This is a genomic window from Acidobacteriota bacterium (assembly GCA_039683095.1).
Lineage (GTDB): Bacteria > Acidobacteriota > Aminicenantia > Aminicenantales > Saccharicenantaceae > RBG-16-66-30.
Genome location: JBDKSB010000012.1, coordinates 807,587 through 826,291 on the forward strand (window position 1 = coordinate 807,587; position 18,705 = coordinate 826,291).

The following is an 18,705-nucleotide window of genomic DNA, read 5'->3' on the forward strand; positions in this document are numbered from 1 at the left end:
TTCCGTTTGATTTGGGCCGGAGAATCGGGGATACTCGACATATGCCGCCGAGCCGCGATCCGGCCGTTCATCGCTTCGCCCACGAGGCCATGTCGACGACGTTCGAGGTGTTCATCGCGGGCAAGGGCCGGACCTATGCCGGGCAGGCGGCCCGGGCGGCCTTCGACGAGATCGACCGGATCGAGTTGCTTTTCAGCCGCTTCGACCCCTCGAGCGAGATCAGCCGGATCGGCCGGCTCGGGCCCGGCCGGTCCCTTCGCATCGGCCTCGAGACGGCCGAGGTCCTCGGGCTCGCTGCCTTCGTCCAGAGGGAAACGGGCGGCGCCTTCGACATCGATCACCTCGGCGCGGCCCGCCGGGCCGGGGGCCGGGCCAGGCGAGGGCCGCTGCCGCTCGCGGCGCTCCTCCGGATCGATACGGACGGCCGCGGGTTCGAGGTGACGCGGCTTCGGCCGAAGGGACGGGCGTCCGCCCCGGCCCTCGACCTCGACCTGGGGGCGGTGGGCAAGGGCTACGCCCTGGACGCGGCCCTGGCCGTTCTCCGGACCTGGGACGTGGGCAACGTCCTCCTCCATGCCGGGACGAGCACGGCCCTGGCCGACGGCCCCGGCCCGGCCTCGGCCGGGCGCGGCGGGGGCTGGCCCGTCGGCGCCGGCGGGGCGGCGGGGAGCGCCTCCGGACCCGGCCGCGTCCTCCTGCGCCGGCGCTCGCTCAGCGGGTCGGGCACCGAGGTCAAGGGCGCTCATATCGTCGATCCGCGCAGCGGCCGCCCGGCCGGGGGGGCCGTCGCAGCCTGGGCCTCACACCCCTCGGCCGCCGTCTCCGACGCCCTGTCGACGGCCTTCATGGTCATGTCGCCGGCCGAGGTGGCCGCCTTCTGCCGCCGGCACCGGGCCGTCTGGGCCCTCGTGAAAACCGGCCCCGAAACGTGTAGAATATTCAATGCGGGCACGATGTCCGAAGCGCGGCCCGCGCGAAATTCAAGGAGACGTTCAAGATGAAGAAGCTCATGTGTGGAATAGCGATCCTCGGCCTCGGCCTGGCCGTGCTGGCGCCCGCCGCCGCGGCCCAGGAGCCGGGCAAGGAGGTCCTGAAGATCCAGCTGCCAAAGCCGATGTTCATCGGCACGCCCAAGAACATCCGCACTCCCAACCTCGAGGCCGTCACCGGCCGGCCCCGCGGGCCGTTCATGGTCCCGGTCGGCACGGTCCTCCTCTCGGCCGGCAAGCCGGTCACGGCCAGCGACAAGGAGCCGGTCATCGGCGAAATATCCTACGTCACCGACGGCAAGAAGTCCGGCGAGGACGGCTATTACGTCGAGCTCGGCCCGATGACCCAGTGGGTCCAGGTCGATCTCGGCAAGCCGCAGGAGCTCGCCGCCATCGTCTGCTGGCACTACCACAGCCAGGCCCGCGTCTACCGGGACGTCATCGTCCAGGTCTCGAATGACAAGGACTTCATCAGCGGCGTGACCACGGTCTTCAACAACGACCATGACAACAGCTCCGGCCTCGGCGCTGGCAAGGACAAGGAGTATATCGAGACCTTCGACGGCAAGCTCTTCGATCCCAAGGGCGTCAAGGCCCGCTACGTCCGTCTCTACAGCGCCGGCAACACGTCCAACGACATGAACCACTACGTGGAGGTCGAGGTCTACGGTCTGCCGGCCAAATGACCAAGAGGGCCTTTCGCGGGCTGTTCCTCTGCGCCGTCCTCGGCGCCCTGGCCTTCCGTCTGGTCCGCCTCGACGTCCGGCCGATGCACCCCGACGAGGCCAACCAGGCGGTCAAGTTCGGCCGGCTCCTCGAGCGCGGCGAATACCGCTTCGACCCCGGCGACCATCACGGCCCGACGCTCTATTACCTGACCCTGCCCTCGGCCTGGGCGGCCGGAGACAGGACCCTGGCCGCCCTGGACGAGCGGGTCCTGCGGCTCGTCCCGGCCCTGGCCGGGGCGGCGCTCCTCCTCGTCATCCTCCTCTTCGCCGGCGGGCTCGGCCGCGGCGCGATCCTGGCCGCGGCGGCGCTGGCCGCGGTCTCTCCCGCCTTGACCTATTACAGCCGCTTCTACATCCAGGAGACGCTGCTCGTCCTCTTCCTCGCGGCGCTCGTCGGCTGCGGCTGGCGGTACGCCCGCAAGCGCTCCCCCGCCTGGGCGTTCCTGGCCGGCGTTTCGGCCGGGATGATGGCGGCGACAAAGGAAACGAGCCTCATTCTCTTCGGCGGCCTGGCTGCGGCCTTCCTCCTGCTGTCGATCTTCGAGAGCGTCCGGACGCGCCGCCGCCCGGTCCTGACGGCCGGCGACGCTTGGGTCTGGCGCGACACCAGGACCAAGCTCCCGAGCGCCGGGCATGCCCTGCTGTTCCTGGCGGCCGGCGCGGCCGTCGCCGTGCTTTTCTATTCCTCGTTCTTCAGCAACATCCCCGGATTGGCCGACGCCGTCCGGGCCGTCGGCATGTCGTTCGCCCGGGCCGGCCGGCCCGGCGTCCACGCCCATCCCTGGCCTTACTATTTCCAGACGCTGGCTTACTCGAAGGCGGCCGGCGGCCCGCTCTGGAGCGAGGCCTTCCTTCTCGCCCTCGCCCTGGCCGGCGGGATCGCGGCCCTGCGCCGTGACGCCGGCCGGAACGGCAGCGGGCGTTTCCTCCGCTTCATCCTCTTCTTCACGGCCGTCACGGCCGCCGCGTACAGTCTCATCCCCTACAAGACCCCCTGGAACATGCTCCCCTTCTATCTTGGCCTGGTCATCCTGGCCGGCGACGGCGCGGCCGCGCTCGTCCGGATCGGCCGCTCCAGATTCGTCCGGATCCTCGTCCCGGCGATCCTGGTCCTCGGTTTCGCCGGCCTGGCGGCCCAGGGCTACCGGGCGAATTTCGTCTCCCCCGCCGACCCGGCCAATCCCTACGCTTACGCCCAGACGAGCCCCGACTTCCTGAAGCTGGTCGCGGCGGTCGAGCGGGCCGCCGCCGCGGCGCCGGAGAAGAGAGAGATCCTGGTCGAGGTCGTCGCCCCTCCCGAAGAGACCTGGCCGCTGCCCTGGTACCTGCGGCGATTCGGGAAGGTCGGCTACTGGACGAGCCCCGAAGCGGCCGCGAAGGACGTGCCGGCCGGCCGGGCTCCCGTCGTCATCTCGTCCGCCGCGTTCGCCGGCGACATGGCCGCCGCTCTCGGCGACGGCTACGCGCAATCATTCTACGGCCTCCGGCCGGAGGTCGTCCTGTCCCTCTTCGTCCGCCGCGGCCCCTGAGCCGCCGCGCCGGTCATTTCTTCTTGAGGAGCGGGGCGTAGATGTTCATCCCGGCCGGGTCCTCGCCCATGGCCCGGGCGGCCCAGAGGAAGCCGCGCTGGACGATCGTCCGGGCCTCGGGCACGTCGAAGTCGGCCGCGACATGGCCGAGGGACGTGTAGAAGACGCGGCCCTTGCCGTAGAGCTTCTTCCACACGACCGGCATGACCTCGCCGGCGGTCCAAGGCGCGTACTGGCCCGAGAAGGTCGTCGTGGCCAGGACCTCGTTCGCCGGATCGACGTGCATGAAGTACTGCTCGGACTTCATGTGGAAGCGGGCCTTCAGCCCCCTGGTGATGGGGTCCGTCGTGTTGGTGATGTCGACGTCGTAGTCGATGACCCCGCCGGGATGGGCGACCCACTGGCCGCCGACCATGAACTGGTACTCCACGGCCGACCGGTGGGCGTCGCCCAGGCCGCCGTGCCAGCCGGCCAGCCCGACGCCGCTCTTGACCGCCTCCTCCAGGTTCCGCTCCTGCTCGGCCGTGATGTCCGACATGGTGAAGATGTGGACGATGAGGTCGAGCTTTTTCAGTTTCTCGAGGTCCAGGTAGGCATCGAGGGTGTGAGAGATCTCGACCTTGAAGCCCTGGCTCTCGAGCCAGGGGGCGAAGATGTCGACGCACTGTTTGGGCTCATGGCCTTCCCAGCCGCCCCAGACGACGAGGGCCGTCTTTTGCGCTGGCGGGGCCTGGCCGGCGCCGGACGAGATCAGGAGGCCGGCCGTCCCCAGCATGACCGCGGCGAGAACGATGACTTTCTTCATGGCCTGTCCTTTCACTCGAGCTCGCGGAGCCAGATATTCCGGTAGCGGACCGGATGATCGTGGTCCTGGAGCGAGATGGGCAGCCGGTCGGCGTGCGCCTTGTATGGCGGCCGGGCCTTGTGGGCCGTCGGGCCCGTCAGGACGTCGTTGTCGTGGACGAGGATGCCGTTGTGGAAGACCGTCATCCGGGCCGGGGCGAGGACCCGGCCGTCCGTGCCGAAGCGGGGCCGGTGGAAGACGATATCGTAGGCCTGCCACTCGCCCGGAGGCCGGCAGGCGTTGACGAGCGGCGGGTGCTGGCCATAGATGGCCGCCGTCATGCCGTCGGCGTAGGTCGTGTTGGCGTAGCAGTCCAGGACCTGGACCTCATAGAGGTCCATGAGGAAGACCCCGCTGTTGCCGCGGTCCTGGCCCGAGCCGCGGGCCGGGGACGGGGCCATCCACTCGACGTGGAGCTGGCAGTCGCCGAAGCCCCTGGCCGTGCGGATGCCGCCGGACTTGGGGACGACCTCCATGAAGCCGTCCTCGACCTTCCACTTCGCCGGCTGGCCCTTGGCGTCCGTCCATCCGGCCAGGCCCCGGCCGTCGAAGAGGACGACCGCGCCGGAGGGCGGCGGGACCGGCGGGCCGGCCGGGCCGGGCGTCACGACCGGCGGCTGCGGCCGGGTCATATCATGGACGGGCCACTGGATCTGAGCGGCGGCCGCGGTCGCAAGAAGAAGGACCGCGGACACGGCCGCCCGGAGAAGGGGCCGGCCCTTCGGATCGTCTCGCGTCGTCAGCCTCATCTCGGCCTCCTTGGATAAAAAGAGGGACCGCCCCTTCGGGGACGATCCCTCCCAACACGGCAACTCGATCTACAGGCTCCAGCCGGGCCGGTAGGGGAAGTGCAGAAGCTCGTTGGCCTCGGGCATGTTGCTGAACTCCATCTTGTCGCCGTCCCAGAGGAGCTTGGTGTTCTTGTCCTTGAGGCGGACGGCGACGTTGGCCAGGAGCATGGTCTCGGTCAGCGGGCCGGCGTAGGAGAAGTCGGTCGTCGACTTGGTCCCCTTCTTGATGGCCTCGATCCACTCCTCGCGGATGCCGAGCGAGCGGGGGATGGTCTTGGCCGGGCGCACGAACTCCTGCATCCGGCTCTCGGGAACGAGCCTGGGGTTCTCGCCGTAGGTGCCGCACATCAGCAGGCCCTTGGTGCCGCGGAAGAGGCAGCCGCCGCCGTCGTCGCCCATCATCCGGCCGGGTTCGAGCTCGGCCGGGCGCGGCGGCATCAGGCCGCCGTCCCACCAGGTCAGGGTCAGCGGAGGCATGCCCTCGCGGGCGGCGAACTCGTAGGTCACGACCTCGGCTCGCGGCGCGTAGTCCTTGGTGAAGACCGTGGACGAGGCCTGGACGCTGATCGGCGACTTGAGCTTGAGGGCCCAGAAGGGCTGGTCCATGATGTGGGCGCCCATGTCGCCGAGCGCCCCGGTGCCGAAGTCCCACAGGCCGCGCCAGCTGAAGGGATGGTAGGCGGGGTGGTAAGGCCGGAAGGGAGCCGGGCCGAGCCAGACGTCCCAGTCGAGAGTCGACGGCACGGACGGGATCTCGGCCGGCGCGTCGATGCCCTGGGCCCAGATCGGCCGGTTCGTCCAGCAGTGGACCTCGGTGACGTCGCCGAGGGCGCCGGCCCAGATCCACTCGCAGACGAGCCGGGCGCCTTCCTTGGAATGGCCCTGGTTGCCCATCTGGCTGACGATGTTGGCTTCCTTGGCCGCCTTGGCCAGGAGCCGGGCTTCCTTGATCGTGTGCGTCAGCGGCTTCTGGACATAGACATGCTTGCCCAGCTTGATGGCGGTCATGGCGATCACGGCGTGGCTGTGGTCCGGGACCGTCACCGTGACGGCGTCGATGCCCTTTTCCCTCTCGAACATGCGCCGGAAGTCGCGGTACTTGGCCGCCTTCTCATACATGGCCCGCTCGGCCGGCTCGAGATCCTCGCTGCGCAGGAGCTTGGCGATCATCTCGTCGTCGACGTCGCACAGGGCGACGATGTTCTCCGACCGGACGCCGCGCGTGTCCGAAAAGCCCATGCCGCCGACGCCGATGCAGGCGATGTCGAGGGTGTCGCTCGGCGCCTTGCGCTTCTGGGTAGCGCCGACGACGTGCCGGGGCACGACCATGAACCCGGCCGCGGCGGCCGATGCCGCGCTGAGGAACTTCCGCCGGCTCCAGGCCGGCTGGGCGGGAGCGGCGGTCTTGTTCGACTCGTCCATGTTCACACCTTCCTTATCGTGCGGGATTATTGACGGACGAAGCCCGGGCCGGGGCGGCGGCGGGACCGAGGGGAAAAAGGGCCGGCGGGAACAAGGGGGGAGTGGCGGGAGCCGTCGATGACCTCATGGAACCGGGCGTCGAATGCCAAAGGGGCTTATATCACAAAGCCTCGGACAGGGTCAATCCGAAGAGGCCCGGAAGAGGCGAAAGAACGCCCGGGCCCCTTCGGGCGAGAAGGGGCCCGGGCGGAAGGACCGAACGCTTAGAACTTGTAGGCGAAGCTGAGGCTCGGCACCCACATCTTCATGCCGTGGACGCCGGGCATGGTGCCCTCGCCGTACGGCACGGTGACGTCCTTGCCGATGCCGTACTGGAGCGCCGCGTCGACGACGAAATGCGCCGACTCGTAGCCGAATCCCGCGGAGAACCAGTTGTACTTGAATTCGGGCAGGAGGACGTTCTGCGTCGAGACGGGACCAGGATTCTGGTCGAGGTAGTAGCCGGCCCTCAGGGCGAGGCTCGTCGAAACCTGGTATTCCGCGCCGAACCTGTACTGGAGCGAGTCCTTCCAGAGGAAGGGGATCAACCGATCATAGGTCCCGCCGGGGCCGAACACGGCGTTCCAGGTGGGGTCCTCGAACGTGATCGGAGCCGTCTGCAGCTTCTTCCAGTTGGTCCACTGGACGTCCGCCGTGATGGTCAGCTTGTCGACCGGCTTGACGGCCACGCCGCCGCCGAGCCACATCGGCCAGGTCGCTTCGCGCGTCCCGGGCTCGGTCGTCGAGGTGACGCCCGGGATCAGGGTCGCGTAGGGGATAGTGACGTCGCCCTTGAGCTTGGCCTTGAAGGGGAACTTGTAGCTCACGCCGAAGCTGAACTGTTCGACGGGCTTGACGAGCAGGCCGATCGTGCCGCCCACGGACCAGCCCTTGAGGTCTTCCCGGTACTGGCCGAGCGCGAACGGCTGGTCCATCTTGAGCGTCCCGTAATCGATGTCCAGCGTGGCGCCGACCAGGATCTTATCGGTGATCTTGTAGGCCACGGACGGTGAAATCGTCATGATGGCCAGCTTGCTGTACCACAGCATCGGCGTGCCGCCGGTCAGCGCGGCCAGGTCCTGGCCGTTATACTCCGCGCCGACTCCCGACGGGGCGTAAAGATAGGCGCCAACGACCAGCTTCTTCCCGATGGGCCGGAAGTAGCCCACTCCGGGGATCAGGTAATGGGCCGCTTTGGACTTGGCGTCGATCCCGGCGGCGCTGAAGGCGTACGTGCCGGTGGGAATGATGTCCGAGCCGTACAGGCCGAAGGTCGCCTTGGCGATCTGGGCCAGTCCGGCCGGGTTCCAGTAGGCCGCGGTGAAGTCATTGGCCAGGCCGATGAAGGCGCCGCCCATGGCGTCCGACTTGGCGCCGGTGCCGTTCAGGTTGAGGCCGTTGGCGAATAGGCCCGCCGCCAGGCCCACGGCCAGGAGCACGGGAAGCAACACTCGAGACAGTCTCTTCATTTTTCCTCCTATTCCGATTTGCGCGGGATTTTACACTATCCCCCGCTTAAAATCCAGGGCCTGGCAACATTAATTGGTAACTCATTTGTTATCTGTCTGTTATCAGGACCGGCCGGCCTCCGCGGGGCTCGGCGGGGCCCGGACCGGCCCGTTGCCGTGGGGGCCGGGGAACGAAGGAGGAGCACCCCTTTACGGCCGGCCCGGCCCGGGATAAGATGTCCCCGGCGGCGGGGGAAAAGCCGCTATGAAGGGCGTGACAATGGCTTCGAGCGGGTTATCAGAAACGGCGCCGATCCGGGAGCTCCTCCTCAAGCATCCGCGGCAGGCCTGGATCGACCGGGACGGCGTCCGGAAGCAGTGGCGGGACCTGGGCTACGCCGGGGAGCCGGACTTCAGCCGGGCCTGCGACGAATACGACGCGTTCGCCGGGATCCTCGGGCGCTGGGCGGGAGCGATCCGCTTCCTTCCCGCCGACCCCGGGACGGGCCTTGATTCGATCTACGTCCGGGACGCCGCTTGCGCCGGGCCGCGCGGCGTCATCCTCTGCCGGATGGGCAAAGAGCTCCGGCGGGGCGAGCCGGCGGCCGTCGGCGGCCTTATCCGGGGGGCGGGCCGGCCCGTGGCCGGCGAGATCCGGGCGCCAGGCACCCTCGAAGGCGGCGACGTCGTCTGGCTCGACGGGAAAACGGTCGCCGTCGGCCACGGCTACCGGACCAACGCCGAGGGGATCCGGCAGTTCCGGGAGCTCCTCGCGGCGGACGGCATCGAGGTCCTCGAGGTTCCTCTGCCCCACTGGGACGGCCCCGGCGACGTGCTCCATCTGATGTCGATGCTGAGCCCGGTCGATCAGGGAAAGCTGCTGGTCTATTCCCGCCTGCTCCCCGTGCCCTTCCGGAAACGCCTGCTGGAATCGGGCTTGGGGCTGGTCGAAGTTCCGGACGAGGAATACGGCTCAATGGGTGCGAACGTCCTGGCCCTGGCCCCGGGGAAGTGCCTGGCCCTGTCCGGGAACCCGCGGACGGCGGCCGCCCTGGAGAAGGCCGGGATCGAGGTCCTGGCCTACGAGGGCCGGGAGATCTCCGCCAAGGGCGCCGGCGGCCCGACCTGCCTGACGCGGCCGTTCAGGGAATGGCCTGGCGCCGCCTAGCGGCCCTCGAAATTGACAGTTCGGGCGGGGAATTGTGGACGTTCCGTCCCCCTTTCCCCGCCAACCCGAGCGGGGAATTGTGGACGTTCCGTCCCCCTTTCCCCGCCTTGAAAATTGACAGTTCGGGCGGGGAATTCTATACTTGGGGGCTGAAATCCTACCAAAGGACGTGCAACATGGACCTTTTCGAGAAATGCAAGGGCTTTTATTCCGACCCGAAGGTCGCCCAGAAATACGGCTATCCGCTTAATCCCCGGACGGCCCAGGCCATGGGCCTGTTCCCCTTCTTCATCCCCATCGACCGCGCCGAGGGGCCCGAAGCCTATATCCACGGCAAGAAATACATCATGATCGGCTCGAACAACTACGACGGGCTGACCACCCATCCCAAGGTCAAGGAAGCGGCCATCGAGGCCATCAAGAAGTACGGCACGAGCTGCACCGGCTCGCGCTTCCTCAACGGCACCCTGGACCTCCACATCGAGCTCGAGGGCCGGCTGGCCAAGTACGTCGGCAAGGAAGCGGCTCTCGTCTTCAGCACCGGCTTCCAGGTCAACCTGGGCTCCATCCCGGCCATCATGGACAAGGACGACATCATCGTCACGGATAAAGAGGTCCACGCCAGCATCATCGACGGCGTCCGCATGGCCAAGGCCCTGAAGAACGTCCAGATCCGGACCTACAAGCACAACGACCCAGCCGACCTCGAGCACGTGCTGAAGGGTCTGCCGGCGGGGCCGGCCAAGCTGGTCATCGTCGACGGCGTCTTCAGCATGGGCGGCGACATCGCCAAGCTGCCCGAGATCATCCCCCTGTGCAAGAAATACGGCGCCCGGTTCATGTCGGACGACGCCCACGCCATCGGCGTCCTCGGCGGCGGCCGGGGCACGGGCTGGCATTTCGGGCTGCAGGACGACGTCGACCTGGTCATGGGCACGTTCAGCAAGTCCCTGGCCTCGGTCGGCGGCTTCATCGCCGGCCCCAAGGAGGCCGTCCACTTCATCCAGATGTTCGCCCGGCCGTTCATGTTCAGCGCCAGCCTGCCGCCGTCCAACGTGGCCGCGGTCCTGGCCTGCCTGGACATCCTCGAGGCGGAGCCGGAGCGCGTCGAACGGGTCAACAAGGTCGCGGCCCGCGTCCGGACCGAGCTCCGGGCCATGGGCTACAACATCGGCGCCTCCGAAACGCCCATCATCCCCATCGTCATCGGCGACGCGATGAAGACCCTGAAGGCCTGGAACGTCTTCTTCGAGGCCGGGATCTATACCAACGTGGCCCTGCCGCCCTCCGTCCCGCCCGAGTTCTCGTGCCTGCGGACGAGCTACATGGCCACCCACACGGACGAGCAGGTCGACCGCGTCCTCGAGATCTTCAAGCAGGTCAAGCCGCTCATCCAGACCGCGGCCTAAGCCGTCCGGACGGGGAACGGAGGCCGGCGGGGCGGCCGGAAGGCATCCGTCCGCGCCCGATCGGGCTGACTGGCGGCGGCCTGGGCTGACTGGCGCTGCGCCGCGTTCTTTATCGGCTTATAGAGTCACGCCCCCGCGTGTGCTATCTTCCTTCCCGGAGGCTTGCCTTAACGTATCCGCCCGAACCGGGGTAGAACCATGCGGATGAACGAGACGGAGAAGGAGCTCGTCGACATGGTTCTCGCCGGCCGGGCCGAGGCTTTCGAGCCGCTGACGGCCCCGTACCGGGGCCGGCTGCTGGCGCTGGCGTCGCGGCTGACCCGGGACCGCGAGGAGGCCATCGAGGTCGTCCAGGAAACGCTGCTAAGGGCCTACCGCTCGCTCGGGCGCTACGACGCCGCCCGGCCCTTCCGCAATTGGCTCTTCCAGATCGCCGCCAACGAGGCCCGGGACCGCTACAGGCAAAAAGCCCGGGAGCGGGCCTCCTTCGAGGAAGCGGCCGGGCGGGCGCCGGCGGCCGAGGACCCGGAGGCCGGGCAGGACCGCCGCGAGCTGCGCGATGGGGTGCGGCGGGCCATGGCCGCCTTGAGCCCTCGGGAGCGGGAGGTCTTCGTCCTCCGGGACCTCGAGGAGCTCGACATCCGGGAGACGTCCCGGGCGCTGGGTTGCTCGTCGGTCTCGGTCCGGGTCCACTTGTCAGCGGCCCGGCGCAAGATGCGCGAGGCGATCCGCCGGGACTTTCCCCATCTGGAGGTCGGACGATGAGGTGCCGAAAAGCCCGCAAGCTCGTGCCTCTCGCGGTCGGCGGCGATCTGCGGCCAAGGCAGGCCGCGGCCTTCCGGGCCCACGTTGACGCCTGCCCGGGCTGCCGGGCGGAGCTCGAACGGTTCCGGGCCGATCTGGCGGCGATCACGGCCGAGGCGAGGGCCGGGGACGTCCCGGGCTGGAGCGAGACGGAGTGGAGCGCGTTGATGGGCCGCGTGCTGTCGGAGGCCTCCCTCGAACGGTCGAGGGCCGGCGGCGGCGCGGGCCTTGCCTGGCGGCCCCGCTGGGCCGCGGCCTCGGCGCTGGGCGCGGCCATCGGCCTGGCGGTTCTATTCATTCTCTTCAAGACCGGGCCTGGCCCCGGGCGAAAAGCGGCCGCGACAGGCGCCGGGCCCGTGGTTAGCGAGGCCAAGACCCAGGAAGTCCTGACCATGACCATGGTCTCCCCCGAGACGGGGCTCCAGATCGTCTGGTTCTTCGACCGGAATTTCGACTACAAAGGAGAAAAGGAATGACCCCGAAGATGAAGAAAATGATGATCGCCCTGCTGGCCCTGGCTTTCGCCCTGGCCGCCGTCCTGCCGGCCCTGGCCGAGGACCCGGCCCCGGGGCAGGCCCAGAACGCCGAGACGAAGAACCTGCGCAAGGAGATCGTCAGGCTCAAGTACGTCCGGGCCCAGGACATCCAGAACCTTCTGTACGCGTACGTCAGCCGGGACGGCCACGTCCAGTTCAATCCCAATATGCCTTCGGTCCTGGCGGTCAGCGACACGCCCGAGAACGTCGAGAAGATCCTGGCGGCCATCCGCGAGATCGACGTCAAGCCGGCCGATGTCCTTTACACCGTCCAGCTGGTCCTGGGCTCGGAGGCCGATGCGACGACCGACGCCGAGCTCAAGGCCGACCCCGTCATTAGGGAGCTGGGCAAGCTCCTGCGCTACAAGGGCTACACGCTGCTCGACTCGACGCTCATACGGACCGTCAACATGGAGAACGGCAACGTTCAGTTCGGACCGAAGGCCGACTTTCATCTGGCCCTGAGGCCGGAGGTCATCGGGGACGCCAAGATGCCCGTCATCAAAACCCAGGTGCAACTGAGAAAGACAGTCGTCCGGGGCCTCGTCAAGGCCAAACCGGAAGGCGCCGAAACGCCCCAGGGACAGGTTACCAACCACGTCACCCTGATCGAGAGCTCACTGAATATCAAGTCCGGCGACCGGACGGTCGTCGGCGTGTCCAAGCTCGACGGCGGCGACAAGGGGCTTATCCTTATCATCTCCGCCAAGATCGTCGATTAGCGCTGTCCGGGAGGGACGGTCCCCGAAGAAGGGACTGTCCCTCCTATTTCTTTGCGGGCGCGTGTTTTTTTGCTTTCTTGGCCCGAAAACCTGTTCCCTCAAGCTTGCGGACGGCTCGAAAAAAGACCTAATTAATTGTTTTTCTTCTATTTGCGTTAGCCAAGGCGCTGGCTGACGTTCCGGAAGCCGGGGTTCCAGTCGCGGATCTCGCGGAACAGCGCCGCGGCCGCGTCCCGGTCGCCGGCGGCGGCCCGGACCTCGGCCAGCTCGAATAGCAGGGCGTAGTACTGATCGGTGCCCTGAGCGGCCTCGGCCAGGGCGGCCTTGAGCCAATTCGCCGCCTCGTCGAAGTTTTTCTTCTGGCGATAGCCCTCCCCGATGAGGCTGAGGCTGTCGATGGCCAGGTTCTTGTCCTTTGCCGCTTCGGTCAGCTCCTCGATGGCCTCGGCGACGAGGCCCTGGCTCATGAAGGCCAAGCCCAGCTGATAGTGGGTCTCGGCGCCCGCCGCGGCGGCCTTCGTCCGGAGCTCCTTGCGGAATTCGGACACGATCCCCGAGAGCTCCCGCTCGAGCGCCGGAGCGCCGCTGCCGAGCTGGCGCTCCCTGGCCGCGGCCAGCCAGCGCAGCTCCGCCGCGGCCGCGTCCCGGAGGTCGTAATAAGCCCGCTCGCCTGACGGGCCGCCGGCGAAGGGGATGATATCGGTCTCGGCGAAGAGGTCGGCCGTGCTGACCTTCTCGCCCGCGAGGACGTCGGCCTTGAAGTGGCCGGCCGGCGGGCGCTGCGCGTCGGCCGCCCTGTCCTCGGGTTTCGGCGGGGCGGCGGGCGCCGGCGCGGGGCCGGGCCCCTCCGGCGGCAGCTCTTCTTTCCGGGGCTCCGGCGCCGTCTTGTCCTCGGCCTTTTTCCCGGCCGCCTTCTCCTTGTACTGGGCCTCGAGGATGGTCGTTTTCTCGACCCGCCGGCGGATCTCGTCCTCGTCTATGTGCGTCCGGACCTCGTCGAGGACGGCGATCTTGCGCACGATCTGGGGATCCTCGGGATAGCGGAAGCGCAGGTTCTCGAGGAGCCGACGGGCGATGCGGACCAGCCCCTGCTGGAGGTAGAGGTCGGCCTGGCCCATGACCTCGCGGATGGCCTCGCGGTCCTTCTCGGACAGTTCCGGTGCCTCCTCCGGGACCTCCTCGACCGGCAGGTTCATCTCCTGGCGCAGGGCCCGGACCTCGCGGGCCAGCTCGGCGTCGTCTGGCCGGAGCTCGAGGAGCTCGGCGTAGACGCCGACCATGCGCTCCTTCTCGCCGAGGCGGCGCAGCTCGTCCAGGATGGCCCGGTCGACGACCTCGAGCTTCCGGACCTCCTTGTTCGACCGGTAGATCAGGGCCAGCCGCTCCAGGGCCGGCAGGTGCGGCTTCTGGCTCTCGAGGATCAGGCCCAGGAGGCCGATGGCCTTCTCGTCGCGGTGCTTCTTGACCAGGTTGTTGATCAGCGGCTCGAACAGCTCGTAGGCCTGGTCGAGCTTGTCCTTGAGGATCTGGATCCGGCCCAGCTTGATGCGGGCGTTGACGTTGAGCGGGTGCCCGGCGACGATCCGGGTGAAGATCTCCTCGGCCGCCCTGGTCTGGCCGGCCTCGAAGTGGAGGTTTCCGAGGATGTTGAGAAGCTGGACGTTGTCGGGGGCCGCGGCCAGCTCCTTCTCGACGAGCTCGACGGCCTTGGCCGGCTGGCCCTGGCGCTTGTAGACCTCGACCAGGGTGGTGACGCTGCGCCCGTCGCCCGGTCGCAGCAGGAGGGCCTCCTGGAGCACGCCCGCGGCCGCGTCGAACTCGCCCTTCTCGAGGCGGACGTCGGCGCTCTCGTCGAGCTGCTCCAGGGCGGCGTCGAGGTTGCCCGATTCGCGGCAGAGGCGGGCCAGGGCCAGCCTGGCGTCGTGGTCCTCCCGGTCGAGCTTGACGATCTTCTCGAAGATGGCGATGGCCTCGGCCGTCCGGCCCGCCCCGGCCAGACGGCCGGCGACCGCGGCGTAGACGCTCTTGGCTTCGGCCAGGAAGCCCTGCTGGGCGTAGAGGTCGCCGAGCTTGAGGGACGAATCCGCGTCCTCGGGGCTGAGCTTGTGGATCTTCTTGCAGATGGCCAGGGCCTGGGAGAACAGGCCCCGCCGCTCGTACTCCTCGGCCACCCGCTGGAAGGAACGGACGGCCCGGTCGTTCTGACCGACCCGGACGTAGAGGTCGCCGATGATGTTGAGCGTGCCGACGTCCTGAGGCTCGCCCAGGGAGAGCTTCTCGTATTCGGAGATGGCTTCCTTGATCCGGCCGGCGCGCACGAATCTCTCGGCCTGTTCGATGACCCTGACCCGGTCCGTGCGCACGGTCATGACGTCGTATCCTCAGCCGAGCTTGAAGGAGGTCCGGTGCAGGCCCGTGGGCCCCTTCTCCCTCAGCGCCCGGAAATGCTCCTCCGTGCCGTAGCCCTTGTTCCTGGACAGGCCATAGCCTTCGTAAAGCGAGTCGAAGGTCCGCATCAGTCCGTCCCGGAAGACCTTGGCTATGATGGAGGCCGCGGCGATCGACCGGCTCGTCCGGTCGCCCCTCGGGATGCCCATCTGGCGGTAATGTACCTCTTTTATCGGGAAGCCGTCAACCAGGAGGACGTCGGGCGGCTCGGGCAGGCTCTCGACCGCCCGGACCATGGCCAGCTGGGCGGCCCGGTGGATGTTCAGGGCGTCTATCTCGGTGGCCGAGGCCAGCCCCACGCCCACCCCCCAGGCGTCCCTGAGCAGGGCGGCGGCCAGCTCGGCCCGCCGGGGCGCCGGAACGATCTTGGAGTCGTCGATCTCGCTCGCCCAGGCGGGAAGGCGCCGGACGAGCCAATCGGCTGGAAGGACGACCGCGGCCGCCACGACGGGGCCGAAGAGCGACCCCCGGCCGACCTCATCGACCCCGGCGATGCGCTTGGCGCCGCCGCGGGCAAGCTCCTTCTCGAGCCTGAGGCTGGCCACGGCCCTAGCCTGGATAATTCACGAGCCGAGGCGGCTGCAGATGCAAGGCCCGGAAGGGCGGGATGAGGGACAGAAATTCCGCCCTTCGGAACGAGGCAGATGCGTCCGGATCGGCTTGCCCGAATGGCGAAAACGCCGGTCTTGGCCTTTCTTGCGTGGCGGAGAAATCCGGCGTTTTCATGAAGATCCAGGCTAAGGTCAGCCCTGGTCTTCTTTGAGCCGGGCGGCCTTGCCCTTGAGATCGCGCAGGTAATAGAGCTTGGCCCGCCGGACGCTGGCCTTGCGCACGACCTCGATCTGCTTGATCATCTTCGAGTGCAGCGGGAAGATGCGCTCGACGCCGACGCCGAAGGAGACCTTGCGGACGGTGAACGTCGCCTTGACCCCGCCGCCGCGCTTGCCGATGACGTCGCCGCGGAAGACCTGGATGCGCTCCTTGTCGCCTTCCCGGATGATGACGTGGACCTTGACCGTGTCGCCGACGTTGAAGGGCGCCAGGTCTTTCTTCAGATGTTTATCCTCGACCGCGCTGATGAGGTTCATTCGTCCTTCCTTTCGTTCGGGGTTTCCGCCAGAAGATCGCGGTCTTCCGGGGACAGGGCACCGGGGCCCGCAAGGTCCGGCCGCTGCCGGGCCGTTTTTTCCAGGGCTTTCTTCCGCCGCCAGCGCTCGATCTTCTTGTGGTCTCCCGAGAAGAGCACGGGCGGCACCTTAAGGCCGCGGAACTCGCGCGGCCGCGTGTACTGGGGGTAATCGAGGATCCCGCCGCAGAAGGAATCGTTCCGCACGGAGCCCTCTTTGCCGACGACCCCCGGCACGAAGCGGGCCACGGCGTCGACGACCACGGCCGCGGCCAGCTCGCCCCCGGACAGGACGTAGTCGCCGATCGAGATCTCGCCGTCGGCGAGGTGCTCGGCGACGCGCTCGTCCACGCCCTCGTAGCGCCCGCAGATGAGGACGATCTGGCGCTCGGCGGCGAGCTCCCGGGCCAGCGCGGCGTCCAGGGTCCGCCCCTGGGGCGAGAGCAGGTAGACTTTGCTCCCCTCCGCCTCGCGGACGGCCTCGACGGCGCGAAAGATCGGCTCGGGCTTCAAGACCATTCCTTCCAGGCCACCGAAGGGCCGGTCATCGACCTGGCGGTGCTTGTCCGTGGTGAAGTCCCGCAGATCGTGCACCGCGATCCGGACGACATCCCGGTCCAGGGCCCTCTTGACGACCCCCCCCGAGAAGACGCCGGCGAACATCTCCGGGAAGATCGTGATTATATCAAATCTCATTCAAGTCCAACAGGCCGTCGGGAGGGTCGATCACGATCTCCCCCGCTTCCGGGTCCACCTTCACGACGACGGTCTCGTTGAAGGGCACGAACACCTCGCCCGCGGCCCTCTTCACGACGAGGATGAGCGGGCCTCCGGCGGCCAGCACGCCGGCCACCTCTCCGACCTCGGCCCCGTCCCGTGTCCGGACCCGGCTGCCGAGGACCTGGAAATCGTAGTAGGCGCCCCCGTCGAGCCCCCGGAAATCACGCTGAGCCGCGAAGATCTCGCGCCCGGCCAGCGCGTCGGCCGCCTCCAGCGTGTCGACGCCCTTGAGCTTCAGGACGTAGGCGTTGCGGTCGAGGACCAGGGATTCTACCTGGAAAGCCTCGAAGCCGCCGTCACGCTTGAGATACACCGTCGCCCCCGTGAAGCCGGTGGGGCCTTTTTCGTTGAGCCGGAGCTTGAGCCGGCCGTCGCGTCCCTGGCTCCGGACGATCCGGCCCAGGGCGACCAGGTCAGCCCTTTTCAATGATCTCGAGATTGAAACGCCTCTTCAGCTTCATCCCGGCCGCGCCGAGGATGATGCGAATGGCCCGGGCCGTCCGTCCCTGCTTGCCGATCACCTTGCCGAGGTCCTCCGGGGCGACTTTGAGCTCGAGGATGGTGGTCTGTTCGCCCTCGAGCTGGGATACCTGCACGCGGTCAGGCTGGTCCACCAACGCCTTGGCAATGAGCTCGACGAGTTCTTTCACGGTGACCTCCTTTATGCTATCGCGTCACGAACGGGGCTTGGCGGTCTTGGAGGCCCTGTCCAGGAGCGTCTGGACCGTGCTCGAAGGGCGGACACCCTTGGCGATCCACGTCTTCGCTTTTTCGAGATCGAGGCGGAGTCCGGCGGGGTCGTCGAGCGGGGTGTAGGTGCCCAGCGTATCCAGGGCCTGGCTCTGGCGGGCTCTCTTGGAGTCCATCACCACGATCCGGTAGGTCGGCTTCTTTTTGCTGCCGAATCTCATCAAGCGCATGGTCATCATTGTGGTTTCACTTCCGCAATAGAGGTAATTGCTGGAGAATCATAGCGGAATTCGGGGGTCAAGTCAACAGAAAACGAGCCCCCTGTCCCCCGGAGAGGACACCCCCCGCGGGGCCGCTTCCTCTCCCGGCCGTTCAATGCTATCCTACCCGCGGGAAGGAGACCAAAGAGATGGCCAAGATCTACTATGTGGGCGACTGGGCGGTCCTGACCGGGCCCGTATTTGCCGAAACGCCGTTCTATCACTCGACAAAGGGGCTGGACATCTTCAATTACGGCAAGTGGCTGAAGGAGGCCCTGGAGTCGACCGGGAAGCACCAGGTCGAATCCGTCCCCGCCTGGGATTTCTACAACAGGCTCGGGCCGGGCGACTACGAGCGAATCCTGGCCGAATTTGACGTCTTCGTCTTCAGCGACGTCGACGGCAAGCTGTTCCAGCTGGCCCCCGGCTTCTTCGACCGTCAGAAGTTCGGGACGGCCGTCCTGACCTACCCGGACCGCATCCGGCTGACCATCGAGGCCGTCAAGGAGGGCAAATCGGCCATGTTCCTCGGCGGCTGGTACTCCTTCACCGGCGAGATGGGCAAAGGGGGCTGGGGCCGGACCCGGCTCCGGGAGATCCTGCCCGTCCGCTGCCTCGAGCACGAGGACCTCGTCGAGAGCACCGAGGGCTTCGACGCCGAGCTGACCGCCGCCGGGGAGCGCTTCTTCAAGGCGATCAACCTGCGGACCATGCCGCCGATCCTGGGGTACAACAAGACCATCGCCATCCCCGAGGGCCGGGTTCTGCTCGAGGTCCGCGACGCCGGGGACCCCCTCCTGGCTATCCGGAGCTGCGGCCGCGGCCGGGTCCTGGCCTACATGTCCGACCCCGCCCCGCACTGGGGCTGTAACTTCGTCTTCTGGGAGGATTACGCTGCCTTCTGGCTCGAATGCGTCGAGCGCCTGCTCGAAGGCCACTGAGGGCGAACGCTATCCGGTTTGTTGCTGAGAT

20 protein-coding genes are annotated in these 18,705 nt (G+C 67.8%); 9 read left to right on the forward strand and 11 right to left on the reverse strand.

Annotated elements, in window-relative coordinates; translation table 11 throughout:
* The first annotated feature begins 41 nt into the window (after positions 1–41).
* Genes ABFD52_11295 through ABFD52_11305 form a run of 3 tightly spaced genes read left to right on the forward strand, consistent with a single transcriptional unit; the run spans position 42 to position 3,246 of the window.
* A complete protein-coding gene (locus ABFD52_11295) occupies positions 42–1,001 on the forward strand; it encodes an FAD:protein FMN transferase (GenBank protein MEN6561351.1) in 960 nt (319 codons plus the stop codon).
* A complete protein-coding gene (locus tag ABFD52_11300) occupies positions 998–1,675 on the forward strand; it encodes a discoidin domain-containing protein (GenBank protein MEN6561352.1) in 678 nt (225 codons plus the stop codon). Before ABFD52_11295 ends, ABFD52_11300 begins: the two co-directional genes overlap by 4 nt.
* Positions 1,672–3,246, forward strand: a complete 1,575-nt coding sequence (locus ABFD52_11305) for a flippase activity-associated protein Agl23 (protein ID MEN6561353.1) — start codon at positions 1,672–1,674, stop codon at positions 3,244–3,246. The genes ABFD52_11300 and ABFD52_11305 overlap by 4 nt, the downstream gene beginning before the upstream one ends.
* A gap of 13 nt (positions 3,247–3,259) precedes the next feature.
* On the opposite strand, the gene ABFD52_11310 is transcribed toward ABFD52_11305, so the two are convergent.
* The 4 genes from ABFD52_11310 to ABFD52_11325 all read right to left on the reverse strand — a co-directional run bounded on the left by ABFD52_11310 (position 3,260) and on the right by ABFD52_11325 (position 7,811).
* Positions 3,260–4,021 carry a ThuA domain-containing protein gene (locus ABFD52_11310; GenBank protein ID MEN6561354.1) on the reverse strand — a complete coding sequence of 254 codons (762 nt, stop codon included), beginning with the start codon at positions 4,019–4,021 and terminating at the stop codon, positions 3,260–3,262.
* A gap of 41 nt (positions 4,022–4,062) precedes the next feature.
* Entirely contained in the window at positions 4,063–4,839 is a 777-nt protein-coding gene (locus ABFD52_11315) for a DUF1080 domain-containing protein (protein ID MEN6561355.1), read from the reverse strand.
* A gap of 69 nt (positions 4,840–4,908) precedes the next feature.
* On the reverse strand, positions 4,909–6,303 hold the full coding sequence (locus ABFD52_11320; protein ID MEN6561356.1) for a Gfo/Idh/MocA family oxidoreductase: 1,395 nt from the start codon (positions 6,301–6,303) through the stop codon (positions 4,909–4,911).
* Positions 6,304–6,566: 263 nt separating this feature from the next.
* Complete coding sequence (locus ABFD52_11325; GenBank protein MEN6561357.1) at positions 6,567–7,811, reverse strand: outer membrane protein transport protein; 1,245 nt, start codon at positions 7,809–7,811, stop codon at positions 6,567–6,569.
* A 244-nt stretch (positions 7,812–8,055) separates the two neighbouring features.
* On the opposite strand from ABFD52_11325, the gene ABFD52_11330 reads away from it, so the two are divergent.
* The 5 genes from ABFD52_11330 to ABFD52_11350 all read left to right on the forward strand — a co-directional run bounded on the left by ABFD52_11330 (position 8,056) and on the right by ABFD52_11350 (position 12,429).
* Entirely contained in the window at positions 8,056–8,958 is a 903-nt protein-coding gene (locus ABFD52_11330; GenBank protein MEN6561358.1) for an arginine deiminase family protein, read from the forward strand.
* Between the two features lie 176 nt (positions 8,959–9,134).
* A complete protein-coding gene (locus ABFD52_11335) occupies positions 9,135–10,367 on the forward strand; it encodes a pyridoxal phosphate-dependent aminotransferase family protein (GenBank protein ID MEN6561359.1) in 1,233 nt (410 codons plus the stop codon).
* 204 nt (positions 10,368–10,571) lie between these two features.
* A complete protein-coding gene (locus ABFD52_11340; GenBank protein ID MEN6561360.1) occupies positions 10,572–11,132 on the forward strand; it encodes a sigma-70 family RNA polymerase sigma factor in 561 nt (186 codons plus the stop codon).
* Positions 11,129–11,647, forward strand: a complete 519-nt coding sequence (locus ABFD52_11345) for a zf-HC2 domain-containing protein (protein ID MEN6561361.1) — start codon at positions 11,129–11,131, stop codon at positions 11,645–11,647. The genes ABFD52_11340 and ABFD52_11345 overlap by 4 nt, the downstream gene beginning before the upstream one ends.
* On the forward strand, positions 11,644–12,429 hold the full coding sequence (locus ABFD52_11350) for a secretin N-terminal domain-containing protein (GenBank protein MEN6561362.1): 786 nt from the start codon (positions 11,644–11,646) through the stop codon (positions 12,427–12,429). Before ABFD52_11345 ends, ABFD52_11350 begins: the two co-directional genes overlap by 4 nt.
* A gap of 155 nt (positions 12,430–12,584) precedes the next feature.
* Here ABFD52_11350 and ABFD52_11355 read toward each other — a convergent pair whose 3' ends face one another.
* The 7 genes from ABFD52_11355 to rpsP form a co-directional block, all read right to left on the reverse strand.
* Complete coding sequence (locus ABFD52_11355) at positions 12,585–14,798, reverse strand: tetratricopeptide repeat protein (GenBank protein MEN6561363.1); 2,214 nt, start codon at positions 14,796–14,798, stop codon at positions 12,585–12,587.
* A 12-nt stretch (positions 14,799–14,810) separates the two neighbouring features.
* Positions 14,811–15,422 (reverse strand): ribonuclease HII, encoded by a 612-nt coding sequence (locus tag ABFD52_11360; protein MEN6561364.1) that lies wholly within the window; start codon positions 15,420–15,422, stop codon positions 14,811–14,813.
* Between the two features lie 198 nt (positions 15,423–15,620).
* Positions 15,621–15,965, reverse strand: a complete 345-nt coding sequence (gene rplS, locus ABFD52_11365; GenBank protein MEN6561365.1) for a 50S ribosomal protein L19 — start codon at positions 15,963–15,965, stop codon at positions 15,621–15,623.
* Positions 15,962–16,699, reverse strand: coding sequence for a tRNA (guanosine(37)-N1)-methyltransferase TrmD (gene trmD, locus ABFD52_11370; protein MEN6561366.1), 738 nt, complete (start codon positions 16,697–16,699; stop codon positions 15,962–15,964). Before trmD ends, rplS begins: the two co-directional genes overlap by 4 nt.
* Positions 16,689–17,210 carry a ribosome maturation factor RimM gene (rimM, locus tag ABFD52_11375; GenBank protein ID MEN6561367.1) on the reverse strand — a complete coding sequence of 174 codons (522 nt, stop codon included), beginning with the start codon at positions 17,208–17,210 and terminating at the stop codon, positions 16,689–16,691. The genes trmD and rimM overlap by 11 nt, the downstream gene beginning before the upstream one ends.
* Positions 17,197–17,433 (reverse strand): KH domain-containing protein, encoded by a 237-nt coding sequence (locus ABFD52_11380; GenBank protein ID MEN6561368.1) that lies wholly within the window; start codon positions 17,431–17,433, stop codon positions 17,197–17,199. Before ABFD52_11380 ends, rimM begins: the two co-directional genes overlap by 14 nt.
* 24 nt (positions 17,434–17,457) lie before the next feature.
* Positions 17,458–17,703 carry a 30S ribosomal protein S16 gene (gene rpsP, locus ABFD52_11385; protein MEN6561369.1) on the reverse strand — a complete coding sequence of 82 codons (246 nt, stop codon included), beginning with the start codon at positions 17,701–17,703 and terminating at the stop codon, positions 17,458–17,460.
* 179 nt (positions 17,704–17,882) lie between these two features.
* On the opposite strand from rpsP, the gene ABFD52_11390 reads away from it, so the two are divergent.
* On the forward strand, positions 17,883–18,674 hold the full coding sequence (locus ABFD52_11390) for a glutamine amidotransferase (GenBank protein ID MEN6561370.1): 792 nt from the start codon (positions 17,883–17,885) through the stop codon (positions 18,672–18,674).
* The last annotated feature ends 31 nt before the right edge of the window (positions 18,675–18,705 follow it).

Excerpts from the sequence above, each read along its gene's own strand:
- rpsP (MEN6561369.1), bottom strand. The coding sequence starts at position 17,703 with ATGCGCTTGATGAGATTCGGCAGCAAAAAGAAGCCGACCTACCGGATC.
- ABFD52_11345 (MEN6561361.1), top strand. The coding sequence starts at position 11,129 with ATGAGGTGCCGAAAAGCCCGCAAGCTCGTGCCTCTCGCGGTCGGCGGC.
- ABFD52_11330 (MEN6561358.1), top strand. The coding sequence starts at position 8,056 with ATGAAGGGCGTGACAATGGCTTCGAGCGGGTTATCAGAAACGGCGCCG.
- ABFD52_11390 (MEN6561370.1), top strand. The coding sequence starts at position 17,883 with ATGGCCAAGATCTACTATGTGGGCGACTGGGCGGTCCTGACCGGGCCC.
- ABFD52_11305 (MEN6561353.1), top strand. The coding sequence starts at position 1,672 with ATGACCAAGAGGGCCTTTCGCGGGCTGTTCCTCTGCGCCGTCCTCGGC.
- ABFD52_11300 (MEN6561352.1), top strand. The coding sequence starts at position 998 with ATGAAGAAGCTCATGTGTGGAATAGCGATCCTCGGCCTCGGCCTGGCC.
- ABFD52_11355 (MEN6561363.1), bottom strand. The coding sequence starts at position 14,798 with ATGACCGTGCGCACGGACCGGGTCAGGGTCATCGAACAGGCCGAGAGA.
- ABFD52_11325 (MEN6561357.1), bottom strand. The coding sequence starts at position 7,811 with ATGAAGAGACTGTCTCGAGTGTTGCTTCCCGTGCTCCTGGCCGTGGGC.
- ABFD52_11320 (MEN6561356.1), bottom strand. The coding sequence starts at position 6,303 with ATGGACGAGTCGAACAAGACCGCCGCTCCCGCCCAGCCGGCCTGGAGC.
- ABFD52_11295 (MEN6561351.1), top strand. The coding sequence starts at position 42 with ATGCCGCCGAGCCGCGATCCGGCCGTTCATCGCTTCGCCCACGAGGCC.
- ABFD52_11335 (MEN6561359.1), top strand. The coding sequence starts at position 9,135 with ATGGACCTTTTCGAGAAATGCAAGGGCTTTTATTCCGACCCGAAGGTC.
- ABFD52_11315 (MEN6561355.1), bottom strand. The coding sequence starts at position 4,839 with ATGAGGCTGACGACGCGAGACGATCCGAAGGGCCGGCCCCTTCTCCGG.
- ABFD52_11340 (MEN6561360.1), top strand. The coding sequence starts at position 10,572 with ATGAACGAGACGGAGAAGGAGCTCGTCGACATGGTTCTCGCCGGCCGG.
- rplS (MEN6561365.1), bottom strand. The coding sequence starts at position 15,965 with ATGAACCTCATCAGCGCGGTCGAGGATAAACATCTGAAGAAAGACCTG.
- ABFD52_11350 (MEN6561362.1), top strand. The coding sequence starts at position 11,644 with ATGACCCCGAAGATGAAGAAAATGATGATCGCCCTGCTGGCCCTGGCT.
- trmD (MEN6561366.1), bottom strand. The coding sequence starts at position 16,699 with ATGAGATTTGATATAATCACGATCTTCCCGGAGATGTTCGCCGGCGTC.
- ABFD52_11310 (MEN6561354.1), bottom strand. The coding sequence starts at position 4,021 with ATGCTGGGGACGGCCGGCCTCCTGATCTCGTCCGGCGCCGGCCAGGCC.